This is a genomic window from Citrobacter sp. RHB36-C18, assembly GCF_013814485.1.
Lineage (GTDB): Bacteria > Pseudomonadota > Gammaproteobacteria > Enterobacterales > Enterobacteriaceae > Citrobacter > Citrobacter braakii.
Window position 1 is genome coordinate 3,533,996 of record NZ_CP057125.1, and the last position, 22,148, is coordinate 3,556,143.

At 54.5% G+C, this 22,148-nt stretch carries 19 protein-coding genes; 12 read left to right on the forward strand and 7 right to left on the reverse strand.

All coding sequences use genetic code 11. The annotated features are described in order from the left end of the window. The first annotated feature begins 2 nt into the window (after positions 1-2). The 9 genes from HVZ52_RS16960 to ybaK all read left to right on the forward strand — a co-directional run bounded on the left by HVZ52_RS16960 (position 3) and on the right by ybaK (position 9,449). Positions 3-827, forward strand: a complete 825-nt coding sequence (locus tag HVZ52_RS16960; RefSeq protein WP_181598501.1) for an ABC transporter substrate-binding protein — start codon at positions 3-5, stop codon at positions 825-827. 18 nt (positions 828-845) lie between these two features. After that, positions 846-2,192 (forward strand): heme anaerobic degradation radical SAM methyltransferase ChuW/HutW, encoded by a 1,347-nt coding sequence (gene hutW, locus HVZ52_RS16965; RefSeq protein WP_181598502.1) that lies wholly within the window; start codon positions 846-848, stop codon positions 2,190-2,192. A 3-nt stretch (positions 2,193-2,195) separates the two neighbouring features. Beyond that, positions 2,196-2,690, forward strand: coding sequence for a heme utilization cystosolic carrier protein HutX (gene hutX / locus HVZ52_RS16970; RefSeq protein ID WP_181598503.1), 495 nt, complete (start codon positions 2,196-2,198; stop codon positions 2,688-2,690). Continuing rightward, positions 2,690-3,313 carry an anaerobilin reductase gene (gene chuY, locus HVZ52_RS16975; RefSeq protein WP_016152097.1) on the forward strand — a complete coding sequence of 208 codons (624 nt, stop codon included), beginning with the start codon at positions 2,690-2,692 and terminating at the stop codon, positions 3,311-3,313. The genes hutX and chuY overlap by 1 nt, the downstream gene beginning before the upstream one ends. 51 nt (positions 3,314-3,364) lie before the next feature. After that, positions 3,365-4,357: an iron ABC transporter permease gene (locus HVZ52_RS16980; protein ID WP_094760950.1), complete on the forward strand. Its 993-nt coding sequence runs from the start codon at positions 3,365-3,367 to the stop codon at positions 4,355-4,357. Next, entirely contained in the window at positions 4,354-5,124 is a 771-nt protein-coding gene (locus tag HVZ52_RS16985) for a heme ABC transporter ATP-binding protein (RefSeq protein WP_181598504.1), read from the forward strand. Before HVZ52_RS16980 ends, HVZ52_RS16985 begins: the two co-directional genes overlap by 4 nt. A 146-nt stretch (positions 5,125-5,270) precedes the next feature. Continuing rightward, positions 5,271-7,772 carry a copper-exporting P-type ATPase CopA gene (copA, locus tag HVZ52_RS16990; RefSeq protein ID WP_016155883.1) on the forward strand — a complete coding sequence of 834 codons (2,502 nt, stop codon included), beginning with the start codon at positions 5,271-5,273 and terminating at the stop codon, positions 7,770-7,772. Between the two features lie 202 nt (positions 7,773-7,974). Next, positions 7,975-8,769, forward strand: coding sequence for a TraB/GumN family protein (locus tag HVZ52_RS16995; protein WP_181598505.1), 795 nt, complete (start codon positions 7,975-7,977; stop codon positions 8,767-8,769). A gap of 200 nt (positions 8,770-8,969) precedes the next feature. After that, positions 8,970-9,449, forward strand: a complete 480-nt coding sequence (gene ybaK, locus HVZ52_RS17000; protein WP_049042602.1) for a Cys-tRNA(Pro)/Cys-tRNA(Cys) deacylase YbaK — start codon at positions 8,970-8,972, stop codon at positions 9,447-9,449. 181 nt (positions 9,450-9,630) lie between these two features. On the opposite strand, the gene ushA is transcribed toward ybaK, so the two are convergent. Then, positions 9,631-11,283 (reverse strand): bifunctional UDP-sugar hydrolase/5'-nucleotidase UshA, encoded by a 1,653-nt coding sequence (gene ushA / locus HVZ52_RS17005; RefSeq protein WP_016155880.1) that lies wholly within the window; start codon positions 11,281-11,283, stop codon positions 9,631-9,633. A gap of 297 nt (positions 11,284-11,580) precedes the next feature. On the opposite strand from ushA, the gene fsr reads away from it, so the two are divergent. Beyond that, positions 11,581-12,801: a fosmidomycin MFS transporter gene (gene fsr / locus HVZ52_RS17010; RefSeq protein ID WP_016155879.1), complete on the forward strand. Its 1,221-nt coding sequence runs from the start codon at positions 11,581-11,583 to the stop codon at positions 12,799-12,801. 224 nt (positions 12,802-13,025) lie between these two features. Further along, positions 13,026-14,705, forward strand: coding sequence for a YbaL family putative K(+) efflux transporter (gene ybaL, locus HVZ52_RS17015; RefSeq protein ID WP_047501892.1), 1,680 nt, complete (start codon positions 13,026-13,028; stop codon positions 14,703-14,705). Between the two features lie 45 nt (positions 14,706-14,750). Here the strand turns inward: ybaL and gsk are convergent, their stop codons facing one another. Then, positions 14,751-16,055, reverse strand: coding sequence for an inosine/guanosine kinase (gene gsk / locus HVZ52_RS17020; protein WP_016152086.1), 1,305 nt, complete (start codon positions 16,053-16,055; stop codon positions 14,751-14,753). Positions 16,056-16,207: 152 nt separating this feature from the next. Here gsk and aes point away from each other — a divergent pair, with 152 nt between their 5' ends. After that, the gene (gene aes / locus HVZ52_RS17025) at positions 16,208-17,167 is read left to right on the forward strand and encodes an acetyl esterase (RefSeq protein WP_181598506.1); all 960 of its coding nucleotides are present in this window, start codon (positions 16,208-16,210) and stop codon (positions 17,165-17,167) included. Here the strand turns inward: aes and hemH are convergent. The 5 genes from hemH to HVZ52_RS17050 all read right to left on the reverse strand — a co-directional run bounded on the left by hemH (position 17,164) and on the right by HVZ52_RS17050 (position 22,103). Then, entirely contained in the window at positions 17,164-18,126 is a 963-nt protein-coding gene (hemH, locus tag HVZ52_RS17030; protein WP_181598507.1) for a ferrochelatase, read from the reverse strand. The two genes, aes and hemH, sit on opposite strands and share 4 nt — an antisense overlap. 180 nt (positions 18,127-18,306) lie before the next feature. Continuing rightward, positions 18,307-18,951 carry an adenylate kinase gene (gene adk / locus HVZ52_RS17035; RefSeq protein ID WP_003021773.1) on the reverse strand — a complete coding sequence of 215 codons (645 nt, stop codon included), beginning with the start codon at positions 18,949-18,951 and terminating at the stop codon, positions 18,307-18,309. Between the two features lie 232 nt (positions 18,952-19,183). Next, positions 19,184-21,058 (reverse strand): molecular chaperone HtpG, encoded by a 1,875-nt coding sequence (gene htpG, locus HVZ52_RS17040; RefSeq protein ID WP_181598508.1) that lies wholly within the window; start codon positions 21,056-21,058, stop codon positions 19,184-19,186. 110 nt (positions 21,059-21,168) lie between these two features. After that, positions 21,169-21,774, reverse strand: a complete 606-nt coding sequence (gene recR, locus HVZ52_RS17045; RefSeq protein ID WP_016152082.1) for a recombination mediator RecR — start codon at positions 21,772-21,774, stop codon at positions 21,169-21,171. Further along, positions 21,774-22,103 (reverse strand): YbaB/EbfC family nucleoid-associated protein, encoded by a 330-nt coding sequence (locus HVZ52_RS17050; protein WP_003021764.1) that lies wholly within the window; start codon positions 22,101-22,103, stop codon positions 21,774-21,776. The genes recR and HVZ52_RS17050 overlap by 1 nt, the downstream gene beginning before the upstream one ends. Positions 22,104-22,148 lie beyond the last annotated feature (45 nt).

The following is a 22,148-nucleotide window of genomic DNA, read 5'->3' on the forward strand; positions in this document are numbered from 1 at the left end:
CGATGAAAAAACTCATGATTGGCTTACTGAGCCTCGCCTGTGTTTTCAGCGCCCAGTCCGCTGACCGCCTGGTGGTGGCGGGCGGTTCGCTTAGCGAACTGATTTACGCCATGGGCGTCGGCAGCCGGGTGGTTGGCGTCGATGAAACCACCTCGTACCCACCTGAAACTGCCGCACTCCCGCATATCGGCTACTGGAAGCAGTTAAGCAGCGAGGGCATTTTATCGCTGCACCCGGACAGCTTTATCACCTGGCAGGATGCAGGCCCTCAAATCGTTTTGGATCAGCTCCGGGCGCAGAAAGTTAACGTCGTTACATTGCCGCGCGTACTGGCCACCGTCGAGCAGATGTACGCCAACATTCGGGAGCTGGCTCAAACGCTGCGCATTCCTGAACAAGGTGAAGCGCTGGTCAATCGCCTGCATCAACGTCTGGATCGTGTTCAGCACAGCGTGGCGGCGAAAAATGCGCCGGTCAAAGCCATGTTCATTCTCTCCGCTGGCGGCAGCGCGCCGCAGGTCGCCGGCAAGGGCAGCGTTGCCGATGCCATTATGACCCTTGCGGGCGCACAAAATGTCGCCACCCACGCGCAGTATAAAAGTTACAGCGCAGAGTCGCTGATCGCCGCCAACCCGGAGGTGATCGTGGTGACGTCGCAAATGGTGGATGGCGATCTGGCTCGTCTGAGCGCGATTGCCGGTATTACCCACACTGCGGCCTGGAAAAATCAGCGCATTGTGGCGGTAGACCAGGCGCTGATTCTGGGAATGGGGCCTCGCGTCGCCGATGCGGTTGAAGCCCTGCACCAGCAATTCTGGCCTCACTAACTGGATTTATAAAAAAGAATGAAGACTGAACACTCGCTGGATCTCACCGCGCATTTTGCGCTTGAGGGAAGTCAGCCCTTTAAGGATCGCCGCGCCACAATGCCATGGCGCGGGGCGATCCCGATTGCCAAAGAGCTATTGTCACAAACCTGGCAGGATGTTATCAGCCAGCCTACCCCGCCGCGTAAACGGCTGGTGTACTTGCATATCCCTTTTTGTGCAACGCATTGTACTTTCTGCGGTTTTTATCAAAACCGGTTCGAAGAAGATCACTGCGCCCGCTACACCAACGCGCTGTTGCGCGAAATCGAGATGGAAGCCGATAGCGCATTACATCAGTCAGCCCCAATTCACGCCGTCTATTTTGGCGGCGGTACGCCTTCAGCGCTGTCAGCACGGGATCTGGGCAGAATCATCACCGCGCTGCGTGAAAAGTTACCGCTGGCACCGGACTGCGAAATTACCATTGAGGGACGAGTGCTCAATTTTGACGATGCGCGAATTGATGCCTGCCTTGACGCTGGCGCCAATCGGTTTTCGATCGGTATTCAATCTTTTAACAGCCGGATCCGCAAGAAAATGGCGCGCACCTCAGACGGCCCGACCGCAATTGCCTTTATGCAGGGGCTGGTAAAACGGGATCGTGCCGCCGTGGTATGCGATCTGTTGTTTGGTCTGCCAGGACAAGATGCAAAACTGTGGGGCGACGATCTGGCGATTGCCCGTGAAATCGGCCTCGACGGCGTAGATCTTTATGCGCTGAACCTGATCCCCAATACACCGCTTGGCAAAGCAGTTGAAACCGGGCGCACAACCGTTCCCTCTCCCGCCGAACGTCGCGATCTCTATCTTCAGGGTTGCGATTTCATGGACAGCGCAGGCTGGCGCTGCATCAGCAACAGCCACTGGGCGCGTACCACGCGTGAACGCAATCTGTACAACCTGCTGATTAAACAGGGAGCGGACTGTCTGGCATTCGGCTCAGGCGCCGGGGGATCAGTCAATGGCTATTCCTGGATGGTCGAGCGCAATCTGACAACATGGCATGAATCTATCGCCGCCGGGAAAAAACCGCTAATGATGATGATGCGTACCGCCGAGCGTGGTTTCCAGTGGCGACACACTCTCCAGGCGGGCATTGAAACGGCCCGCGTTCCGCTGGATGAACTGACGCCTCATGCACAAAAACTGACCCCGCTACTGACCCAATGGCATCACGCAGGACTGACGCGAGATGCCAGCACCTGTGTGCGCCTGACCAATGAAGGGCGTTTTTGGGCGAGCAATATTTTGCAGTCTCTTGATGAACTTATTCAGGCACTTAACGCGCCGCGCATTGCGGTAGAACAACCATACCAGGAGTGAATTATGAGCCATGTCTCTTTACAGGATTTTTTGAAAACTGAACCGGACGGTACGCTGGAAGCTATCGCTGCCCAGTACAACACCACGCTGCTGGAGGTGGTGAAAAACCTCCCCTCCCCGACGCTGGTTTCCGGCGATCAATTTGATACTGTCTGGGAAACCGTCAGCGAATGGGGCAAAGTCACCACCCTGGTCCATACTGCTGATGTCATTCTGGAATTCACCGGGGAATTACCTTCCGGATTCCACCGTCATGGCTACTTCAACCTGCGCGGCAAAAAAGGCATGACCGGTCATATCAAGGTAGAAAACTGTACGCATATTGCCCTGATTGAACGCAAATTTATGGGAATGGACACCGCGTCCATTCTCTTCTTTAACCAGGCGGGTAGCGCAATGTTCAAAATTTTCCTCGGTCGGGATGAACATCGACAGCTACTGGCCGAACAGGTCAGCGCCTTTCACGCGTTGTCTTCATCTTTAAAGGAACATGCCTGATGGCTCCATGGCTCATTTTTGGTGCGGGTGGTAGCGGCGTCGGCGCGAAAACGCTTGAACTCGCACTGGCGGAACAACGTCCGGTGATTGCCGTCGTTCGCAACGCACAGGTCGCTGCTGGGTTGCAGGAAAAAGGTGTGCAGGTCTTCATCGGCGACGCCTGCGATAGTCAGGTCACCGCCTGTGCCTGTCGCGCAGCGGGTCAACATGCCACGGTGATCTCCTCCATGGGCGGCGCCCAGGATTATCTGGCGCACAGAACCGTCATTGATGAAGCAGAAAAAGCGGAGATCAAGCGCATGATTCTGGTGACCTCACTCGGCTGCGGTGACAGTTGGCCTTTTCTTTCTTCACGCGCAAAGGCCGCATTTGGTCAGGCTGTACGGGAAAAATCGCTGGCTGAAAGCTGGCTACAAACCAGTCGACTGGACTACGCTATTCTCCGCCCCGGCGGTTTGCTGAACGGTGCAGCCACCGGCCAGGCGCAACGAATACAGGCTCAGGAGTGTCACGGCTTTGTGATGCGTGCAGATGTTGCGAAGCATATTCACGAACTGGCCACTGCGCCAGCACTTAATAACCAGATTTACAGTTTGGTTGAGCCAGGACTGAAACCCGCGTAAACCCCTCACGGCGCGGGAACTCCGCGCCGCAAAGACGTTATGGAGCGTTACGTGCTTAAGGACTCGCTTTCTTCCGTCAGCATCCTGACGGGTCTTTCTCTTTTGCTGGTTGCTCTGATGCTCTTCGGTGCCAGCCAGGGGGCGCTGAACATTAGCTTCAGCGCTCTGTTCAACGACGAATATCGTGATATCTGGTTAAACATCCGCTTGCCTCGCGTGCTGCTGGCCGTTCTGGTCGGTGCTGCGCTGGCGACGGCTGGGGTCATCATGCAGGGACTTTTTCGCAATCCGATGGCCGATCCTGGCCTGCTTGGCGTCAGCAGCGGCTCCGCGCTGATGGTCGGCATCGCGATAGTTATCCCATTTTCGTTCCCCGTGGTGCTGGTGCTGTATGAGCAGATGATTTTTGCCGTCGCTGGCAGCATGGTGGTCTGCACGATTATTTTCCTGATAAGCCAGCGTCATAACCACGGTGGAATGATGCAACTGCTGTTAGCCGGTATCGCTATCAATGCCCTGTGCGGTTCGGCTATTGGCGTACTGAGCTATGTGGGCGACGAGCAGCAGCTACGTCAACTTACATTGTGGATGATGGGAAATCTCGGCCAGGCCCAGTGGCCAACGCTGTTGGTTGCCAGCACGTTTATTCTTCCAGCCATTGTTGTAACCATCTGCATGGCGGGAACGCTTAATTTACTGCAGTTGGGTGATGAAGAGGCGCATTACCTCGGCGTAAACGTCAAACGTAAGCGGCAGCAGTTACTGTTGCTCAGTTCGCTCCTGGTTGGCGCTGCGGTTTCCGTCAGCGGCGTAATTGGTTTTATTGGCCTGGTGATCCCACATCTGATCAGAATGACGACCGGCGCCGATCATCGCTGGTTGATTCCCTGCTCTACGCTGGCCGGTGCCTGTTTACTTCTGATTGCCGATACGTTGGCCCGCACACTTGTTCAGCCAGCCGAAATGCCCGTTGGCCTGTTAACCAGCCTGATCGGTGGACCGTATTTCCTGTGGTTAATACTGCGTAGCCGGAGGGTGTCATGATCGTCGCTGAGAATCTGGTCTACCACATTCAGGGAAGACGACTGACCGACGACGTTTCCCTGACGCTACCTGATGGAGAGATCATCGCGATTCTTGGCCCGAACGGAGCCGGGAAATCGACGCTGCTACGTCAGCTTACGGGATATCTGCAGCCCCACAGTGGGCGTTGTAGCATGTTTGGCAAGCCGCTGGACAAGTGGTCAATCACCGAGCTGGCAAAAACCCGTGCCGTGATGCGCCAGAATAGTCATATGGCCTTCCCGTTTAGCGTTCAGGAGGTCATTCGCATGGGCAGACATCCGTATCGTACGCGCAACACGGGCGATGAAACGGAGCACATCATGGCATTGTGTGATTGCCAGGCGCTGGCCACACGCGATTACCGGCATCTGTCGGGAGGAGAACAACAGCGGGTACAACTGGCGCGCCTGCTGGTTCAGCTTTGGGAGCCCGAGCCTGGGCCGAAATGGTTGTTTCTTGATGAACCCACCTCCGCGCTGGATATTCACCACCAGCAGCACCTTTTTCGTCTGCTACGTCGTCTGGTGCGTGAACGGCAGCTTAACGTCTGTTGCGTCCTGCACGATCTCAACCTCGCGGCGCGCTATGCCGACCGTGTGGTATTGATGGAACGCGGCAGGATAGTTGATAACGGATATCCGCAGGATGTCCTGAAGCAACGGTCGCTGAACGCGCTGTACGGTGCCGATCTCACGGTCATAAATGAACCGGATCATCGAACGCCGATTATCGTCCTCAATCAATAACAGACCGGGAACCCCTGACGTGGCGTTCCCGTTTTTCTCCCTTTACACCCTTTTTTCACCTTTTCTAAAAACGCCCTTGACCTTCCCCTTGCTGGAAGGTTTAACCTTTATCACAGTCAGTTAATCCTGCAAAAAAGGAGTTGGTTATGTCTCAAACAATCGATCTAACCCTGGACGGCCTGTCCTGTGGTCACTGCGTAAAACGCGTTAAAGAAAGTCTGGAACAACGTCCGGACGTTGAGCAAGCGGATGTCACCGTGACAGAAGCGCATGTTACCGGGAGCGCCAGCGCAGAAGCGCTGATTGAAACCATTAAACAAGCCGGTTACGGCGCGGAGTTAAGCCACCCAAAGGCTAAACCGCTGACGGAGTCATCAATCCCGTCGGAAGCACTGGCAGCGGTCCCTTCCGAGCTTCCGGCAGCTACGGCTGATGATGACAGCCAACAGTTGCTGTTAAACGGCATGAGCTGCGCCAGTTGTGTGACCCGCGTACAAAATGCATTGCAAAGTGTACCGGGCGTCACGCAGGCACGGGTAAACCTGGCGGAACGCACTGCGCTGGTAATGGGCAGTGCCTCCGCCGCAGATTTAGTACAGGCGGTTGAAAAAGCGGGCTACGGCGCAGAAGCGATTGAAGATGATGCTAAGCGTCGCGAACGTCAGCAAGAAACCGCCGTGGCAACCATGAAACGTTTTCGCTGGCAGGCAGCCGTCGCGCTGCTCCTGGGGATCCCGGTGATGGTATGGGGCATGATTGGCGACAACATGATGGTGAGCGACGACAACCGCAGCCTGTGGCTGATGATTGGTCTGGCAACGCTTGCCGTGATGGTTTTCGCGGGCGGTCACTTTTACCGCAATGCGTGGAAAAGCCTGATGAACGGCACCGCGACCATGGATACGCTGGTGGCGCTGGGTACGGGGGTGGCATGGCTCTATTCCATGAGCGTCAACCTCTGGCCACAATGGTTCCCGATGGAAGCGCGACACCTCTATTATGAAGCCAGTGCCATGATTATCGGTCTGATTAACCTCGGACACATGCTGGAAGCGCGGGCTCGCCAACGCTCGTCTAAAGCACTGGAAAAACTGCTCGATCTGACGCCGCCGACCGCGCGGGTCGTCACTGACGAAGGTGAAAAGAACGTGCCGCTGGCAGAGGTGCAGGCTGGAATGTTACTGCGCCTGACCACCGGCGACCGCGTTCCGGTTGATGGCGAAATCACTCAGGGTGAAGCCTGGCTGGATGAGGCCATGCTGACCGGTGAGCCGATTCCACAGCAAAAAGGTGCAGGCGATAGCGTCCACGCCGGTACGGTCGTACAGGACGGTAGCGTGCTGTTCCGCGCCAGCGCTGTTGGCAGTCACACCACGCTGTCGCGCATTATTCGTATGGTGCGCCAGGCGCAAAGCAGCAAACCGGAAATTGGCAAACTGGCCGACCGCATCTCCTCGGTGTTCGTTCCGGTCGTGGTCGCCATTGCGCTGGTCAGTGCGGCTATCTGGTATTTCTTTGGACCGGCGCCGCAGATTGTCTATACGCTGGTAATCGCCACCACCGTCCTGATTATTGCCTGCCCTTGTGCGCTGGGTCTGGCAACGCCGATGTCGATTATTTCCGGCGTTGGGCGTGCCGCTGAATTTGGGGTGCTGGTACGTGATGCCGATGCGCTGCAGCGCGCCAGCACGCTCGATACCATCGTGTTTGATAAAACCGGGACGCTAACTGAAGGCAAACCACAGGTTGTCGCCATCAAAACGTTTGGCAATACCGACGAAGCGCTGGCAATTCGTCTGGCAGCGGCCCTTGAACAGGGTTCCAGCCACCCGTTAGCCAGGGCGATTCTGGACAAAGCAGGTGATGTCACGCTGCCGCAGGTCAACGGTTTCCGTACGCTGCGCGGTTTAGGCGTCAGTGGCGAAACGGAAGGTCATTCGCTGCTGCTGGGAAACCAGGCGCTGCTCAATGAACAGCAGGTAGATACCACTGAAATGGAGGCTGAAATCACCGCTCAGGCTTCCCAAGGCTCAACCCCAGTACTGTTAGCGATTGACGGTAAAGCGGCAGCGCTGTTAGCGGTACGTGATCCTCTGCGTAGCGACAGCGTGGCAGCACTCCAGCGTCTGCACCGCGCCGGGTATCGTCTGGTGATGCTCACCGGCGACAACCCAACGACCGCCAACGCCATTGCCAAAGAGGCGGGTATTGATGAGGTGATTGCTGGCGTTCTGCCGGACGGTAAAGCCGAGGCGATTAAACGTCTGCAGAGCCAGGGGCGTCAGGTTGCCATGGTCGGTGACGGTATCAACGATGCGCCTGCGCTGGCTCAGGCTGACGTAGGGATTGCCATGGGTGGCGGCAGCGATGTGGCGATTGAAACCGCCGCGATTACGCTGATGCGCCATAGCCTGATGGGCGTTGCAGATGCGCTGTCTATCTCCCGGGCAACGCTGCGCAATATGAAGCAGAACCTACTCGGCGCGTTTATCTATAACAGCATCGGTATCCCCGTTGCCGCCGGGATTTTGTGGCCGTTCACCGGAACACTGCTCAACCCGGTCGTAGCCGGGGCGGCGATGGCGCTCTCCTCCATTACCGTGGTGAGCAACGCTAATCGACTGCTGCGCTTCAAACCTAAAGAGTAAGCCTTTACCGGATGTCGCTCTGAACGGAGCCCCAAATCATTCGCGTTGCCTCAAAGCTGCAAGTATAAAAACCCCAGGAGCATAGCCAACTATGTGACTGGGGTTTTTGCACGCTGCCAATAAAGAGGCTGAGCGAATGATGAAGTGTATTTGCACCTTCCAGGACCACGCGCTAGCATGGAAGTCTACTTAGGGAGGCCGTATGGATCTGTTGTACCGGGTAAAATCATTTTTCACCGCGCTACGCGGCAACCACTATACCTGGCCTGCCATCGACATCTCCTTGCCCGGAAACCGCCATTTTCATCTGATTGGCAGTATTCACATGGGCAGCCGCGATATGGCGCCTCTGCCTGCCAAATTACTCAAAAAGCTCCAGCGTGCCGATGCGCTCATTGTCGAAGCCGATGTTTCCGGCGACGACGCGCCGTTTGCCAACCTTCCGACCTTTGCCGCACTGGAAGATCGCATCAGCCCAGAGCTGCTAGATAATCTGCACAAAGTCACCGACGAGCTGGGTATTTCCCCTTCCCTGCTGTCTACCCAGCCGCTGTGGCAAATCGCCATGGTCTTGCAGGCAACGCAGGCGCAGCAGTTGGGGTTGCGGGCAGAATACGGCATTGATTACCAACTTCTGAATGCGGCAAAACAGGTGCATAAACCCATAATCGAGCTGGAAGGCGCATCCAGCCAAATCGAGCTGTTGTGTCAGTTACCCGATAACGGACTGGCTCTGCTGGACGATACCCTGACGCACTGGCACACCAATGCCAGACTGCTACAACAGATGATGGGCTGGTGGCTTAAAACGCCGCCACGCAATAGCGAACTCACTCTACCCAATACTTTTAGCCAGTCGCTGTATGACGTTTTGATGCATCAGCGTAATGCGGCCTGGCGCGATCGACTCAGGGCGATGCCTGCCGGGCACTATGTTGTAGCCGTTGGCGCGCTGCATTTGTATGGAGAAGGAAATTTGCCGGAGATGTTACGGTAAAAAAATGGCCAATATTACTATTGGCCCGTCAAAGAGGAATTTCATCATTATTATGATCCCGACGCTTAAAGCATCGGTGTAGTTCGATTGTCGCTCAAAGTCATCATCCTGCCAACACTATTGCGCAAGATGGTACTATTTTTTAGACAGACATCAGGCGTATGCTTGTGTCGTATTTTGTCTGGGCCAGGAAAATTGCTATGACACCCGCCGTTAAATTACTCGAAAAAAACAAAATTTCTTTCCAGATCCACACCTACGATCACGATCCGTCCGAGACGAACTTTGGTGACGAAGTGGTACGCAAGTTAGGTCTGAATGCGGACCAGGTCTACAAAACGCTACTGGTTGCCGTGAATGGCGATATGAAGCACCTGGCGGTTGCCGTTACGCCGGTAGCCGGTCAACTGGATCTCAAAAAAGTCGCCAGGGCGTTGGGAGCCAAAAAGGTCGATATGGCCGATCCGATGATCGCGCAGCGAACCACCGGGTATCTGATTGGCGGCATCAGCCCGCTGGGACAGAAAAAAAGATTGCCGACGCTCATCGACGCTCCCGCCCAGACGTTTGACACCATTTATGTGTCCGGCGGCAAACGCGGGCTGGATATTGAACTGGCAGCGGGCGATTTGGCGAAAATTCTGGATGCGAAATTCGCCGATATCGCACGCCGTGATTAATTGTCTTTTGCCCGGTGATACGGCGATTGAGCCTACTGCGATTACAGGGCGTGATTGGTGAAGACAGTTTGGACTCGGCCAGCGCGCAGGAGCCGGAGCATAGAGGTAATAAGTAGAATTATTGGGCCGCCATGAAGGGCGGCCCGTAGGAGCGGATAAAATGATGCCCCAAATTGCCCTGTTACTGCCAGCTTACCTCACCCTTCGGCTCATACGCACCGGCATCGAGCGGTGAGTTCTTCTGCACGTACTCTTTCAGCACCTCCGCATCAATAAACCCGGTATTCACATAGCCAGGCTTGTTATCAATTCGCGGATAGCCATCGCCGCCGGTGGCATTGAAGCTCAGCGTTGCCATGCGATAGGTTTTGGCTGGATCAACGGGTTCGCCTTTAATTTTCAAATCGTTAAGCTTGCCGTCTTTCGCCACGAAGCTGACGTTGGCAAACTGCGGATAGGCCCCGGAATCCGGCTTCATTTGTGCCACGGCGGTCAGATAGTCAATCACCTCTTTCCCGCTCATGTCGGCGTACACCACGATGTTACCGAACGGCTGCACTTTCAGCACGCTCTTATAGGTGATATCACCGCCTTCGATGGAGTCACGGATACCGCCGCCGCTCATCACGCCAAAATCAGCGCTGGTTCGCGCCATTTGCGCAGCCAGCAGTAAATGCCCCATGTTGGTCTGTACGAAACGGACTTTGCTACGGTCGCCTTCGAGGCGCGCATTGACGCTACCAATTTTCACGTCGAGCTGCGCTTTACCTTTATTCTGGAACGGCGTCAGCAGAGAAAGCATTTGCTGATTTTCTGCAATTTCCGGGGTGTAGAGTACGCGCTCACTTTTACCGTTGTCCCAGGTCACTTTTTTCTTAAGGTTGACGGGGATGAGCTGGTAGTTAACCATTTTCATTTCGCCATTGCGGAACTCAAAGTCCGCCCGCCCCACGTATTTCCCCCACTCATGCGCCTGCACAATCCAGATCCCGTTTTGCTTGTCTGGCGCACACGGCGTACCCGGTACGTAATCAACCTGCTTCTTGTTTTCCGCGGCCATACATACCGGATCCTGCGAGTGACCACCCACAATCATTGCCAGCGATCCCGCCGGCAGGCTGCGCGCCATTTCTACGTCGCCAGGCGCGTTCGAGCCGTGATTGCCATTGTCATAATGTCCCATATGGGTGGTCGCAATAATGATGTCCGGCTTTTCCCCCATATTCAGTTCCTGGATAACCAGTTTGGCTTCATCAGCAGGTTTACGGAACTCAATATCGGTAAAGAACTCTGGGTTGCCAATTTTCGCCGTATCGTCAGTGGTTAAACCGAGTACGGCAATTTTTAAATCCTGGCGCTTAAAGATGGCCCACGGCTTAAACAAACGCTCGCCGGTGCTTTTCTGATAGATATTGGCCGAGAGAAACGGGAATTTGGACCATTTTTCCTGCTGGCGCAATACGCTAAGCGGATTATCAAACTCGTGGTTTCCGACCGCCATCGCATCATAGCCAATCAGGTTCATTCCGCGAAAATCAGGTTCAGCATCCTGCAGATCGGACTCCGGTACGCCGGTATTAATGTCGCCACCGGAAAGCAGCAGTACACTGCCTCCTTCCTCAGCCACCTCTTTACGAATACCGTCCACCAGCGTTTTTTGTGCCGCCAGCCCGTATTCACCGTATTCGCTGCGCCAGAAGTGACCGTGATGATCGTTGGTATGCAGAATGGTAATTTTGTAGGTTTTATCTTTTTCGTACGCCTGTGCAGGTTGACCTGCCAGCGCAAATGCGGCTAATAACGCCAGCGCCACGCCCCGTTTTAAAAACTTCATATTTCACTCCCTGACTCAATATCAACCGCCATACCCGTTATCCTTCAAATTACATGTGCGTTGGCTGCGCTCACTTCCCCCTGTCGCTTATGCAGTAAGCTCCTGGGACTCTCGCGTTTGCCGCCTACCTGTAAGTCGAATTAGTCCGGGCATAAAATTACAGCTACTGAAAATAATAGCCGAAAATGTTTTCAGAAATGAGACTTCCTTCAAACACCTTCCGCAGGTATGTTAGTCAGGTAATAATAACAAATTAGATTACCCTCATAATCGCAACCCAAACAGAAGTGACTTTCTATGGCAATAAGTGAACCAACCCAGCCAGTGGCTGGCGCGTCAGCGTCGGTTGCTAAAGCACGCACCTCATTTGGCATTTTAGGGGCAATCAGCCTCTCCCATCTGCTAAACGATATGATCCAGTCGCTGATCCTGGCGATTTATCCGCTATTGCAGTCAGAGTTCTCGCTGACGTTTATGCAGATAGGGATGATTACCCTGACCTTCCAGCTTGCTTCCTCACTGCTGCAACCGGTTGTGGGTTACTGGACGGATAAATACCCGATGCCGTGGTCGCTGCCCATTGGGATGTGCTTCACGCTGAGTGGGCTTGTTTTGCTGGCCATGGCCGGCAGTTTCCATATGGTCCTGCTCGCCGCAGCGCTGGTGGGTACCGGCTCTTCGGTATTTCACCCGGAATCATCCCGCGTGGCGCGAATGGCCTCCGGCGGTCGTCACGGTCTTGCCCAGTCAATTTTCCAGGTTGGCGGCAACTTTGGTAGCTCTCTGGGACCGTTACTGGCGGCTGTCATCATCGCGCCATATGGTAAGGGTAATGTGGCCTGGTTTGTGCTGGCTGCGTTATTAGCGATTGTCGTTCTGGCGCAAATCAGCCGTTGGTATGCCGCGCAGCACCGGATGAGTAAAGGAAAACCGAAAGTCGCCATCGTGAATCCGTTACCACGGAATAAAGTGGTGCTGGCGGTAAGCATCCTGCTGGTGCTGATTTTCTCCAAATACTTCTATATGGCGAGCATCAGCAGCTATTACACCTTTTATCTGATGCAAAAATTCGGATTATCGGTACAAAATGCCCAGTTTCACCTGTTTGCCTTCCTGTTTGCCGTCGCAGCCGGGACGGTGATTGGTGGACCATTGGGCGATAAAATTGGCAGAAAATATGTTATTTGGGGCTCTATCCTCGGCGTAGCACCCTTTACCCTCTTTTTACCCTACGCAACGCTGGAATGGACCGGGATTTTAACCGTGATCATTGGTTTTATCCTCGCATCGGCGTTTTCTGCCATTCTGGTCTACGCGCAGGAGCTGCTTCCTGGCCGTATCGGCATGGTTTCTGGGCTATTTTTCGGTTTTGCCTTCGGCATGGGCGGCTTGGGAGCCGCGGTGTTAGGGCTGATTGCCGACCATACCAGCATCGATTTGGTCTACAAAATATGTGCTTTCCTGCCACTACTGGGGATACTGACCATATTCTTACCTGATAACCGACATAAAGCGTGATTTCCTGACGGCCAAAAGTAAATTTTGGCCGTCAGACTTACAGTAGCCATCAGCCTTTGCCTCTCACATACCGCTGTACTTTTCCGATCCGTGCTTTTTTACGTCTAAAATCCTATTTTCATCAAAATTCAATAATTATTCACAAACAAAAACATCAAAATTGTCATAAACTATTACTCGTCGTTTGAGTTTTCAGGATTATCACAGCAACCAAAGGAGACGGAATGCATCACGCCACCCCGCTTATCACCACCATTGTCGGCGGCCTTGTGCTCGCTTTTATATTAGGCATGATTGCCAATAAACTACGTATTTCTCCTCTGGTGGGATATCTGTTAGCGGGCGTTCTGGCCGGTCCATTTACACCTGGTTTTGTTGCTGATACCAAGCTAGCGCCTGAACTGGCCGAGCTTGGCGTAATCCTGCTGATGTTCGGCGTGGGGCTGCACTTTTCGCTGAAGGATTTGATGGCGGTAAAGTCTATCGCCATTCCCGGCGCGATTGCCCAGATAGCGGTGGCAACGCTGCTGGGCATGGCGCTTTCAGCGGTGATGGGCTGGTCGCTGATGGTTGGGATCGTGTTTGGTCTGTGTCTTTCAACCGCCAGTACCGTGGTGCTATTGCGTGCGCTTGAAGAAAGGCAGCTCATTGACAGTCAGCGCGGGCAAATCGCCATTGGCTGGCTGATTGTCGAAGACCTGATGATGGTACTGACGCTGGTTCTCCTGCCAGCCGTCGCTGGAATGCTGGAAAAAGAAGATGTCGGCTTTGCCTCGCTGGCCGTAGATATGGGCATTACCATCGGTAAGGTGGTGGCGTTTATCGCAATTATGATGCTGGTTGGTCGTCGCCTGGTGCCGTGGATTATGGCCCGTAGCGCCGCAACCGGCTCACGCGAACTGTTTACCCTGTCAGTCCTCGCCCTCGCATTAGGTATCGCATTTGGCGCAGTGGAGCTGTTCGATGTCTCCTTTGCACTGGGGGCATTCTTCGCCGGCATGGTGCTGAACGAATCTGAACTGAGTCACCGTGCGGCGCATGACACCCTGCCGCTGCGCGATGCGTTCGCCGTACTGTTCTTTGTTTCCGTCGGGATGCTCTTTGATCCCATGATTCTGATTCAGCAACCGCTGGCGGTGCTGGGCACGCTGGCGATTATCATCTTTGGTAAATCCCTTGCCGCCTATTTCCTGGTGCGCCTGTTTGGTCACTCCCAACGCACAGCACTCACCATTGCCACCAGCCTGGCGCAGATTGGTGAATTTGCCTTTATCCTGGCGGGTCTGGGCATGGCGTTAAACCTGCTGCCGCAGGCCGGACAGAATCTGGTGCTGGCGGGGGCGATCCTGTCCATCATGCTTAACCCAGTGCTGTTCGCGGTGTTAGAAAAATATCTCGCCAAAACAGAAACGCTGGAAGAACAGACGCTGGAAGAGGCTATTGAAGAAGAGAAGCAAATTCCGGTGGATATCTGCAATCACGCCCTGCTGGTTGGCTTTGGGCGCGTCGGTAGCCTGCTGGGCGAGAAATTGATGGCTGCGGGGATCCCGCTGGTAGTTATCGAAACCTCACGCACCCGAGTGGATGAACTGCGCGAGCGCGGGATCCGCGCGGTGCTGGGAAATGCCGCCAACGAAGAAATTATGAATCTGGCGCATCTGGATTGCGCACGCTGGCTGCTGCTGACTATTCCCAATGGCTATGAAGCAGGTGAAATTGTCGCTTCAGCACGCGAGAAGAGCCCGTCGATTGAGATTATCGCCCGCGCGCATTATGACGACGAGGTGGAATACATTACCGAACGCGGCGCCAATCAGGTCGTCATGGGTGAGCGTGAAATCGCCCGTACCATGCTGGAGCTGATTGAAACGCCGCCTGCAGGTGAGGTGGTCGTTACAGGCTGATGTCGTTGCCGGATGGCGCTATCGCTTATCCGGCATGTGCATGATTTAACGATCCCAATACGACTCTTCGAGGCTATCTTCGCGTTCCGGCAAACCGCGCGTCAGGCGCGGGGAATGCTGGTTCAGTACCTGATAACTCACGCGATTCGCATATTTACACACCTGGGCTAACGACGAATAGGTCAGCCAGGTGAACTTGTGCTTGCTGGAGTTAGGCACGTTGCTGCGGTGATAGCTGTTAGCGGTAATATCATGCAGTAATGCCGCCAGCGCGCCGTCGCCAGCGCCGTTGGTATTCATGATCTTCTCTGGACCGCCCATATACGGCGCGATGTGCGAATACACACGCAGCGGATTGGTACAATCTTTATGGCGCATGGCGCGGCTAAACTCGTACTGGTTGAATTCGGCAATGGCCCCAGGCAGCAGCGGATGCTGGGTTTTACGTTTGACTTCTTCTTCCGTAAAGCCCGCCATATAAAGACCCGCCGGACCCGCTGTGCACAGCACCAGATCCACCCAATCCAGCGCCTTGTCGGACGCCAGCAGCGGATCGTTTTCGCCGGTCAGCGCTTCGGCCTCTTCTTCATTCATCGCCAGAATTGAGACATGCTCTTTCAGGAATGCCTGCCACCACTGCGGATTATCGGCAATGACAAATTTGGTGCCCAGCGTCAGTACCACCGGTACATTGTGTTTTTTAGCAAATTCGATCGCCTTCATGGTCGCTTCCGGCATTGGCTCGCCCGGCTCGCAGCGCACCAGATAGGACGTTAGCACCAGCGCGGACGCTCCGGCAATCACCGATTCAGGGATGCTATCCGCCCGCAGCTTGTTCATATGCCCTGGGCTGATTGCAAAGGTACGCTCACCGGACTCGCCAATCAGCGTAAAGCAGCGACCAATCGGTCCATCTACGCCCTGCAGGTAGTTCAGATCGGTACGACTGGAGGTATTGCATAAATAGCGGTACGCATAGCTGCCAATCTCGATATTGCTGCACATCACACCCAGCAGCACCGAGCGGTCATCCGCCAGCACGGAGTAGTTGTGCATCGTATTACCGATAGTACCGCCCGCAAACTGATGGGTGATCAAATTTTCACGCACCAGTTCCTGGTAGAGCGCTTCCGCGACATCATCTGCAATCACCAGAGAGTGCCCGGCGCTTAATCCATAACGTTTTACAAAGTTATCATCAACTTTGGCTTCAATATCCACCAGCGTCTGGTCAATACCCACCACCCAGGCTGCGCTGGTTTCATTTTCTGGCTGAATTTGTTGCAGCAACGGATCGCGCGCGCTGACGGGGAAATAGTGTTTGGATTTACGTTTACCGGGAAATTTCATGGTCGATTTTACGGGTGGTTAGCTGAGCGATGCATGGTAGCACATTCCCCGCTGCGCATGCGATGCGGCGCTGAGTTTCAATATCGGACGGTGAGATCGCAGTTTATCCGGGATGAATTTCTACAATAACTCACCTTCACAAGGAGCGCTTTATGAAGCCGGAAAACAAGATCCCCGTACTCGACAACATTTCGGATGAAATGAAAAGTGTGGTGAATTTTCATCGCGAAGATTTGCCGCCGTGGCCCGCTGCCGATGACTTTGTGGCCCAGCGTAAACACTACATTCATGAACGGCAGTTGTGGAATGCCGATGCCCCACAGATGAATACCCGAGAATGCGTTATTTCCACCGCATGCGGCCCCGTTGCCACACGAATTTACGCTCCGCAGCCCCATAGCCAGGCGACGCTATATTACCTGCACGGCGGCGGTTTTATTCTCGGTAATCTGGATACCCACGATCGCATTATGCGTTTACTGGCGCGCTATACGCAGTGCACGATAATTGGCATCGACTATTCGCTTGCGCCAGAGGCCCGCTACCCGCAAGCCATCGAAGAGATTGTCGCCGTGTGTAAGTACTTTTATCAGCACGCTGGCGATTATTCCCTTAATGTGAATCATATTGGTTTTGCGGGCGATTCCGCCGGGGCCATGCTGTCGCTTGCCAGCGCGTTGTGGTTGCGGGATAAACAAATTGCTTGCGGCAAGGTGGCTGGCGTGCTGTTGTGGTATGGGCTTTATGGCCTGCAGGATTCACTGAGCCGACGGCTAATGGGCGGCGCCTGGGATGGTTTAACCCGCGAGGATCTGTTGATGTACGAAAACGCGTACTTGCGTAGCGCCGACGATCGCGAATCACCATACTATTGCCTGTTTAATAACGACCTGACGCGCGACGTGCCGCCGTGTTTTATCGCCGGTGCGGAGTTTGATCCGTTGATTGACGATAGCCGCTTATTGTTCCAGACGCTACAGGCGCATCAGCAGCCCTGCCAGTACAAAATGTACCCCGGCACGTTGCACGCCTTCCTGCACTATTCGCGGATGATGAAAACCGCCGACGATGCATTGCGGGAGGGCGCGCGTTACTTCAGAGCGCAGCTTTAACGGTAGGCTGCGGTCAGTTTAACCATCATTTCGATATGTTCCGGTGTGGCATTCAGCGCCGGAATATACTTATATTGCTTACCGCCTGCCTCAAGGAAAATCTCCCGGTTTTGCACCGCTATCTCTTCCAGCGTTTCGAGACAATCAGCCGCGAAGCCCGGACACATGACCTGGATATGTCGGGTCCCTTTCTCCGCCAGCATTTTTAACGTTTCATCGGTATATGGCGTCAACCACGGTTCACGGCCAAAGCGAGACTGGAAGGTCATCATCACTTTTTCCGGCGGCAAGCCAAGCGCTGAAACCAGCTCACGAGTGGTATCGCGGCAGCGCTGCGGGTAGTCATCGCCTTCATCGGCGTAGCGCTGCGGAATGCCGTGGTAGGAAAGCAGCAGCAAATCGGGTTCACCATGTTGAGCAAATGAATCACGGGCGCTCTTGGCCAGCGCATCAATGTAGCTGCTGTCATCGGCGTAATCACGAATAAATGAGATGCCAGGAATACTGCGTTTACGCGCTAAGATTCGCGCCAGTTCGTCCCAGACTGCCGCCACGGTAGAACAGGAATATTGCGGGTACAGCGGTAACACCACCATGTGTTCAACTCCGCTTGCCAGCAGTTCATCGACCGCGCTTTCAAGCGACGGTGAACCGTAGCTCATCCCCAGCGCGACAGGCGTATTTGGCAGACGTTGTGCCAGCGCCTGCTGTTGCGCCTTGCTGTAGACCATCAGCGGGGAACCGTCTTCCATCCAGATTGACTGGTACAGCTTCGCCACGCGTGGCGCACGCAGCGGCAAAATCACACCACGCAGCAGCGGCCACCACAGCGCAGGTGACGTATCGACTACGCGTTGATCGCTTAAAAACTGGCGCAGGTAGCGCTTAACGGCTTCGGGGGTTGGGGCATCGGGAGTGCCGAGGTTTGCCAGCAGGATACCGGTTTTCGTCTGACGCATTACCGCCTCTTATCGATTCAAATTGTTGATAATTGTAGCGGAAAAGCAATAAAGAAGAACTAATTGCTGTGAAAGGTAAGACGAGAATTTGCCTGATGGCGCTGCGCTTATCAGGCCTACATAAAATCGTAGGCCGGATAAGGTGTTGACACCGCCATCCGGCATTGACTGCGCTAAAACTTAACCGAGGATTTTTTCCAGCGCTGCGCGAACGTCAGCCACAGCCTGGGTGCCGTCAACTTTCGCGTATTTGGTGTTACCCGCCTGCGCTTCTTTAGAGTAGTAGCCGATCAGCGGAGCGGTCATCTGATGGTATTCCACCAGGCGCTTACGTACGGTCTCTTCCTGATCGTCTTTACGGGTGGTCAGCTCTTCGCCGGTCACGTCGTCTTTGCCTTCAACCTTAGGCGGGTTGAATTTGATGTGGTAAACGCGGCCAGAAGCAGCGTGTACGCGACGCCCCACGATACGGTCAACGATCAGCTCGTCCGGAACGTCGAATTCAAGAACGTAGTCCACGTTGATGCCTGCTTCTTTCATGGCATCAGCCTGCGGAATAGTACGCGGGAAGCCATCAAGCAGGAAACCATTACGGCAGTCTTCCTGAGCAATACGCTCTTTTACCAGCGCGATCACCAGCTCATCAGTCACCAGCTTACCGGCGTCCATGATGTCTTTCGCTTGTTTGCCCAGCTCGGAGCCAGATTTCACGGCAGCACGCAGCATATCACCGGTGGAGATTTGCGGAATACCATACTTCTCCATGATGAACTGAGCCTGAGTTCCTTTACCCGCGCCCGGAGCGCCAAGCAGAATGATACGCATTACGAAAATCCCCTTAAAGGTTGTCGATATTTTTTAAAAAGCGCTAAACGATACCACCATCACGCAATTGGCTCAAGGAAGACGCCCGACGCTGAAACGGTTAACGGTGGGAAAATTAAAAATGAGGAGAGAAAATGCCGGATCGCGGTGTAAACACCGTATCCGGCCAGGGATCGACGAGATGGTGTAAGCCGGACACGCGTTAGCATCATCCGGCATTACCTTACGGCTATCAGGACACCAGCAACTGGTTCATACGACGAATGAACTGGTTTGGATCTTCCAGCGTGCCGCGTTCAGCAAACAGCGCCTGATCCAGCAGCAGTTCAACCCACTCTTTGAACTGCGCTTCGTCCTGGGTATCCGCCGTGCGTTTGACCAGCACGTGATCCGGGTTGAGTTCAAAGATATATTTCACTTCCGGTACGGCCTGGCCGGCAGCAGCGAACAGTTTCGCCATCTGGGTGCTCATTTCGTCCGCATCGGTGGTAACGATGGCCGGCGTGTCGGTCAGACGGTGAGTCAGACGCACTTCTTTTACGCGATCGCCCAGCAGGGTTTTCACCCGCTCAACGAACGGCGTCAGCGCTTTTTCCGCTTCTTTTGCCGATTCGTCAACGTCATCCGCCAGCTTGTCGATGGACTCGTCAGCTTTGGCTACGGACTGGAATGCCTTACCGTCGAACTCGGTCAGGTAGTTCATCATCCACTCATCGATACGGTCAGAAAGCAGCAGCACTTCGATGCCTTTCTTACGCAACAGTTCCAGGTGCGGGCTGCTCTTCGCCGCCGCATAGCTGTCTGCGGTGATGTAGTAGATTTTCTCCTGCCCTTCTTTCATACGCGACACGTAGTCTTCCAGCGACACGGTTTGTGCGGAGGAATCAGAGTGCGTGGACGCGAAGCGCATCAGCTTAGCGATCGTTTCCTGGTTAGCGTTGTCTTCCGCCGGGCCTTCTTTCAGCACCAGGCCGAACTGTTTCCAGAAGGTCTGGTATTTTTCTGCGTCGTCTTTCGCCAGTTTTTCCAGCATCTGCAGTACGCGTTTGGTCAGCGCGCTACGCAGGTTACGGGTGACGGTGCTGTCCTGCAGGATCTCACGAGAAACGTTCAGCGGCAGATCGTTAGAATCTATCAGGCCACGCACAAAGCGCAGGTAATTCGGCATAAACTGCTCGGCGTCGTCCATAATGAACACGCGCTGAACGTACAGTTTCAGACCATGCTTGTGATCGCGGTTCCACATATCCCACGGAGCCTGAGACGGGATGTACAGCAGGCTGGTGTACTCCTGCTTACCTTCCACACGGTTATGACTCCAGGTCAGCGGATCAGTGAAGTCGTGCGCGATATGTTTGTAGAATTCGTTGTACTCGTCGTCTTTGATTTCCGACTTGTTACGGGTCCACAGCGCCTGCGCCTTGTTGATCTTTTCCCAGGAAACTACGGTCTCGCCGTCTTTCTCTTCGGATTTTTCGATCTCTACCGGCAGCGCGATATGGTCGGAATATTTGCTGATGATGGAACGTACGCGCCAGTCATCAAGGAACTCGTCTTCGCCTTCGCGCAGATGCAGCGTGATTTCGGTGCCGCGATCGTCTTTGGTGATGTCGGCAACGGTGTACTCACCTTCACCCGCAGATTCCCAGAACACACCATTTTCCGGTTTATCGCCCGCTGCGCGGGTACGCACGGTGACTTTATCCGCCACGATGAACGCAGAGTAGAAGCCAACCCCGAACTGGCCGATCAACTGGCTGTCTTTCGCCTGATCGGATCCCATGGATTCAAGGAAAGATTTAGTACCGGATTTCGCAATGGTCCCCAGATGATCGATAACGTCATCGCGGTTCATCCCCACGCCGTTATCGGCAATGGTCAACGTACGCTTATCTTTATCGAAGGAAACACGCACACGCAGCTCACCGTCACCTTCATACAGGTCCGGGTTAGACAGTGCGCGAAAACGCAGCTTGTCTGCCGCATCCGAGGCGTTAGAGATAAGCTCACGCAGGAAGATTTCTTTATTGGAATACAGAGAATGGATCATCAGGTGCAGAAGCTGTTTTACTTCTGACTGAAAACCACGAGTTTCTTGTCCTTTCATGTAGGTCTACCTCAACAATGCCATTTTCAATGGTAAAAACAGGTTGAGGGTGAAATGGGGACAAGCGGGAAGGATTTCAAGCGGAAGCCGCCGTCGCGGCCTCCGTTTGTTCAGAATTTAATCTTGTGTCGTCCTGCCAGAGAGTGCGACAGCGTGGTGCCATCGACCATTTCCAGCTCGCCACCAACCGGAACGCCATGGGCGATACGGCTGGCTTCAACGTCATATTGCATGCAAAGCTCAGCAATATAGTTGGCGGTCGCCTCTCCTTCGACCGTGGGATTGGTCGCCAGGATCAGTTCGCTGATTTGCTCAGATGCCAGCCGCTGCTCAAGACGATCCAGCCCGATATCATCAGGACCAATACCGTCCAGCGGCGACAGGTGTCCCATCAGCACGAAGTAACGTCCGGAAAATTGCCCGGTTTGCTCAATGGCGTAGATGTCCGCCGGACTCTCCACCACGCAAATCTGACCATTTTCCTGGCGACGCGGGTTCGAGCAGATGTTGCAGACGTCCTGTTCTGTGAATGTGCGGCAATCGGCACAGTGGCCGATTTCCGACATCGCCTTCGTTAACGCCTGCGCCAGACGCATCCCGCCGCTGCGATCGCGCTGAAGCAGCGTGAACGCCATGCGCTGCGCAGACTTCGGGCCAACGCCCGGCAGACAGCGCAGAGCTTCCATAAGCTGAGTTAACAGCGGGCTGGTTTGCATCAGAACGGCATCTTAAAGCCAGGCGGCAGCTGCATTCCGGAGGAAACAGAGGCCATCTTCTCTTTCTGCGTCTCTTCAATACGGCGCGCGGCGTCGTTGAATGCCGCAGCAACCAAGTCTTCCAGCATCTCTTTGTCGTCTTCCAGCAGGCTTGGATCGATCTCCACACGACGGCAGTTATGCGCGCCGTTGATGGTCACTTTTACCAGACCCGCGCCAGATTCGCCGGTCACTTCCAGCTTGGCGACTTCTTCCTGCATCTGCTGCATTTTTTCTTGCATCTGCTGGGCCTGTTTCATCAGGTTACCCAGACCGCCTTTACCAAACATAGGCTTCTCTCTCAATCACGTTAAGGGATGACGACCGTCAAACCG

What these genes read in the sequence shown, in the direction of transcription:
- HVZ52_RS17050 (WP_003021764.1), bottom strand. Translation starts at nt 22,103, where the DNA reads ATGTTTGGTAAAGGCGGTCTGGGTAACCTGATGAAACAGGCCCAGCAG.
- ybaL (WP_047501892.1), top strand. Translation starts at nt 13,026, where the DNA reads ATGCATCACGCCACCCCGCTTATCACCACCATTGTCGGCGGCCTTGTG.
- htpG (WP_181598508.1), bottom strand. Translation starts at nt 21,058, where the DNA reads ATGAAAGGACAAGAAACTCGTGGTTTTCAGTCAGAAGTAAAACAGCTT.
- copA (WP_016155883.1), top strand. Translation starts at nt 5,271, where the DNA reads ATGTCTCAAACAATCGATCTAACCCTGGACGGCCTGTCCTGTGGTCAC.
- HVZ52_RS16960 (WP_181598501.1), top strand. Translation starts at nt 3, where the DNA reads ATGAAAAAACTCATGATTGGCTTACTGAGCCTCGCCTGTGTTTTCAGC.
- ybaK (WP_049042602.1), top strand. Translation starts at nt 8,970, where the DNA reads ATGACACCCGCCGTTAAATTACTCGAAAAAAACAAAATTTCTTTCCAG.
- adk (WP_003021773.1), bottom strand. Translation starts at nt 18,951, where the DNA reads ATGCGTATCATTCTGCTTGGCGCTCCGGGCGCGGGTAAAGGAACTCAG.
- hemH (WP_181598507.1), bottom strand. Translation starts at nt 18,126, where the DNA reads ATGCGTCAGACGAAAACCGGTATCCTGCTGGCAAACCTCGGCACTCCC.
- HVZ52_RS16995 (WP_181598505.1), top strand. Translation starts at nt 7,975, where the DNA reads ATGGATCTGTTGTACCGGGTAAAATCATTTTTCACCGCGCTACGCGGC.
- HVZ52_RS16985 (WP_181598504.1), top strand. Translation starts at nt 4,354, where the DNA reads ATGATCGTCGCTGAGAATCTGGTCTACCACATTCAGGGAAGACGACTG.
- recR (WP_016152082.1), bottom strand. Translation starts at nt 21,774, where the DNA reads ATGCAAACCAGCCCGCTGTTAACTCAGCTTATGGAAGCTCTGCGCTGT.
- aes (WP_181598506.1), top strand. Translation starts at nt 16,208, where the DNA reads ATGAAGCCGGAAAACAAGATCCCCGTACTCGACAACATTTCGGATGAA.
- ushA (WP_016155880.1), bottom strand. Translation starts at nt 11,283, where the DNA reads ATGAAGTTTTTAAAACGGGGCGTGGCGCTGGCGTTATTAGCCGCATTT.
- hutW (WP_181598502.1), top strand. Translation starts at nt 846, where the DNA reads ATGAAGACTGAACACTCGCTGGATCTCACCGCGCATTTTGCGCTTGAG.
- gsk (WP_016152086.1), bottom strand. Translation starts at nt 16,055, where the DNA reads ATGAAATTTCCCGGTAAACGTAAATCCAAACACTATTTCCCCGTCAGC.
- chuY (WP_016152097.1), top strand. Translation starts at nt 2,690, where the DNA reads ATGGCTCCATGGCTCATTTTTGGTGCGGGTGGTAGCGGCGTCGGCGCG.
- hutX (WP_181598503.1), top strand. Translation starts at nt 2,196, where the DNA reads ATGAGCCATGTCTCTTTACAGGATTTTTTGAAAACTGAACCGGACGGT.
- fsr (WP_016155879.1), top strand. Translation starts at nt 11,581, where the DNA reads ATGGCAATAAGTGAACCAACCCAGCCAGTGGCTGGCGCGTCAGCGTCG.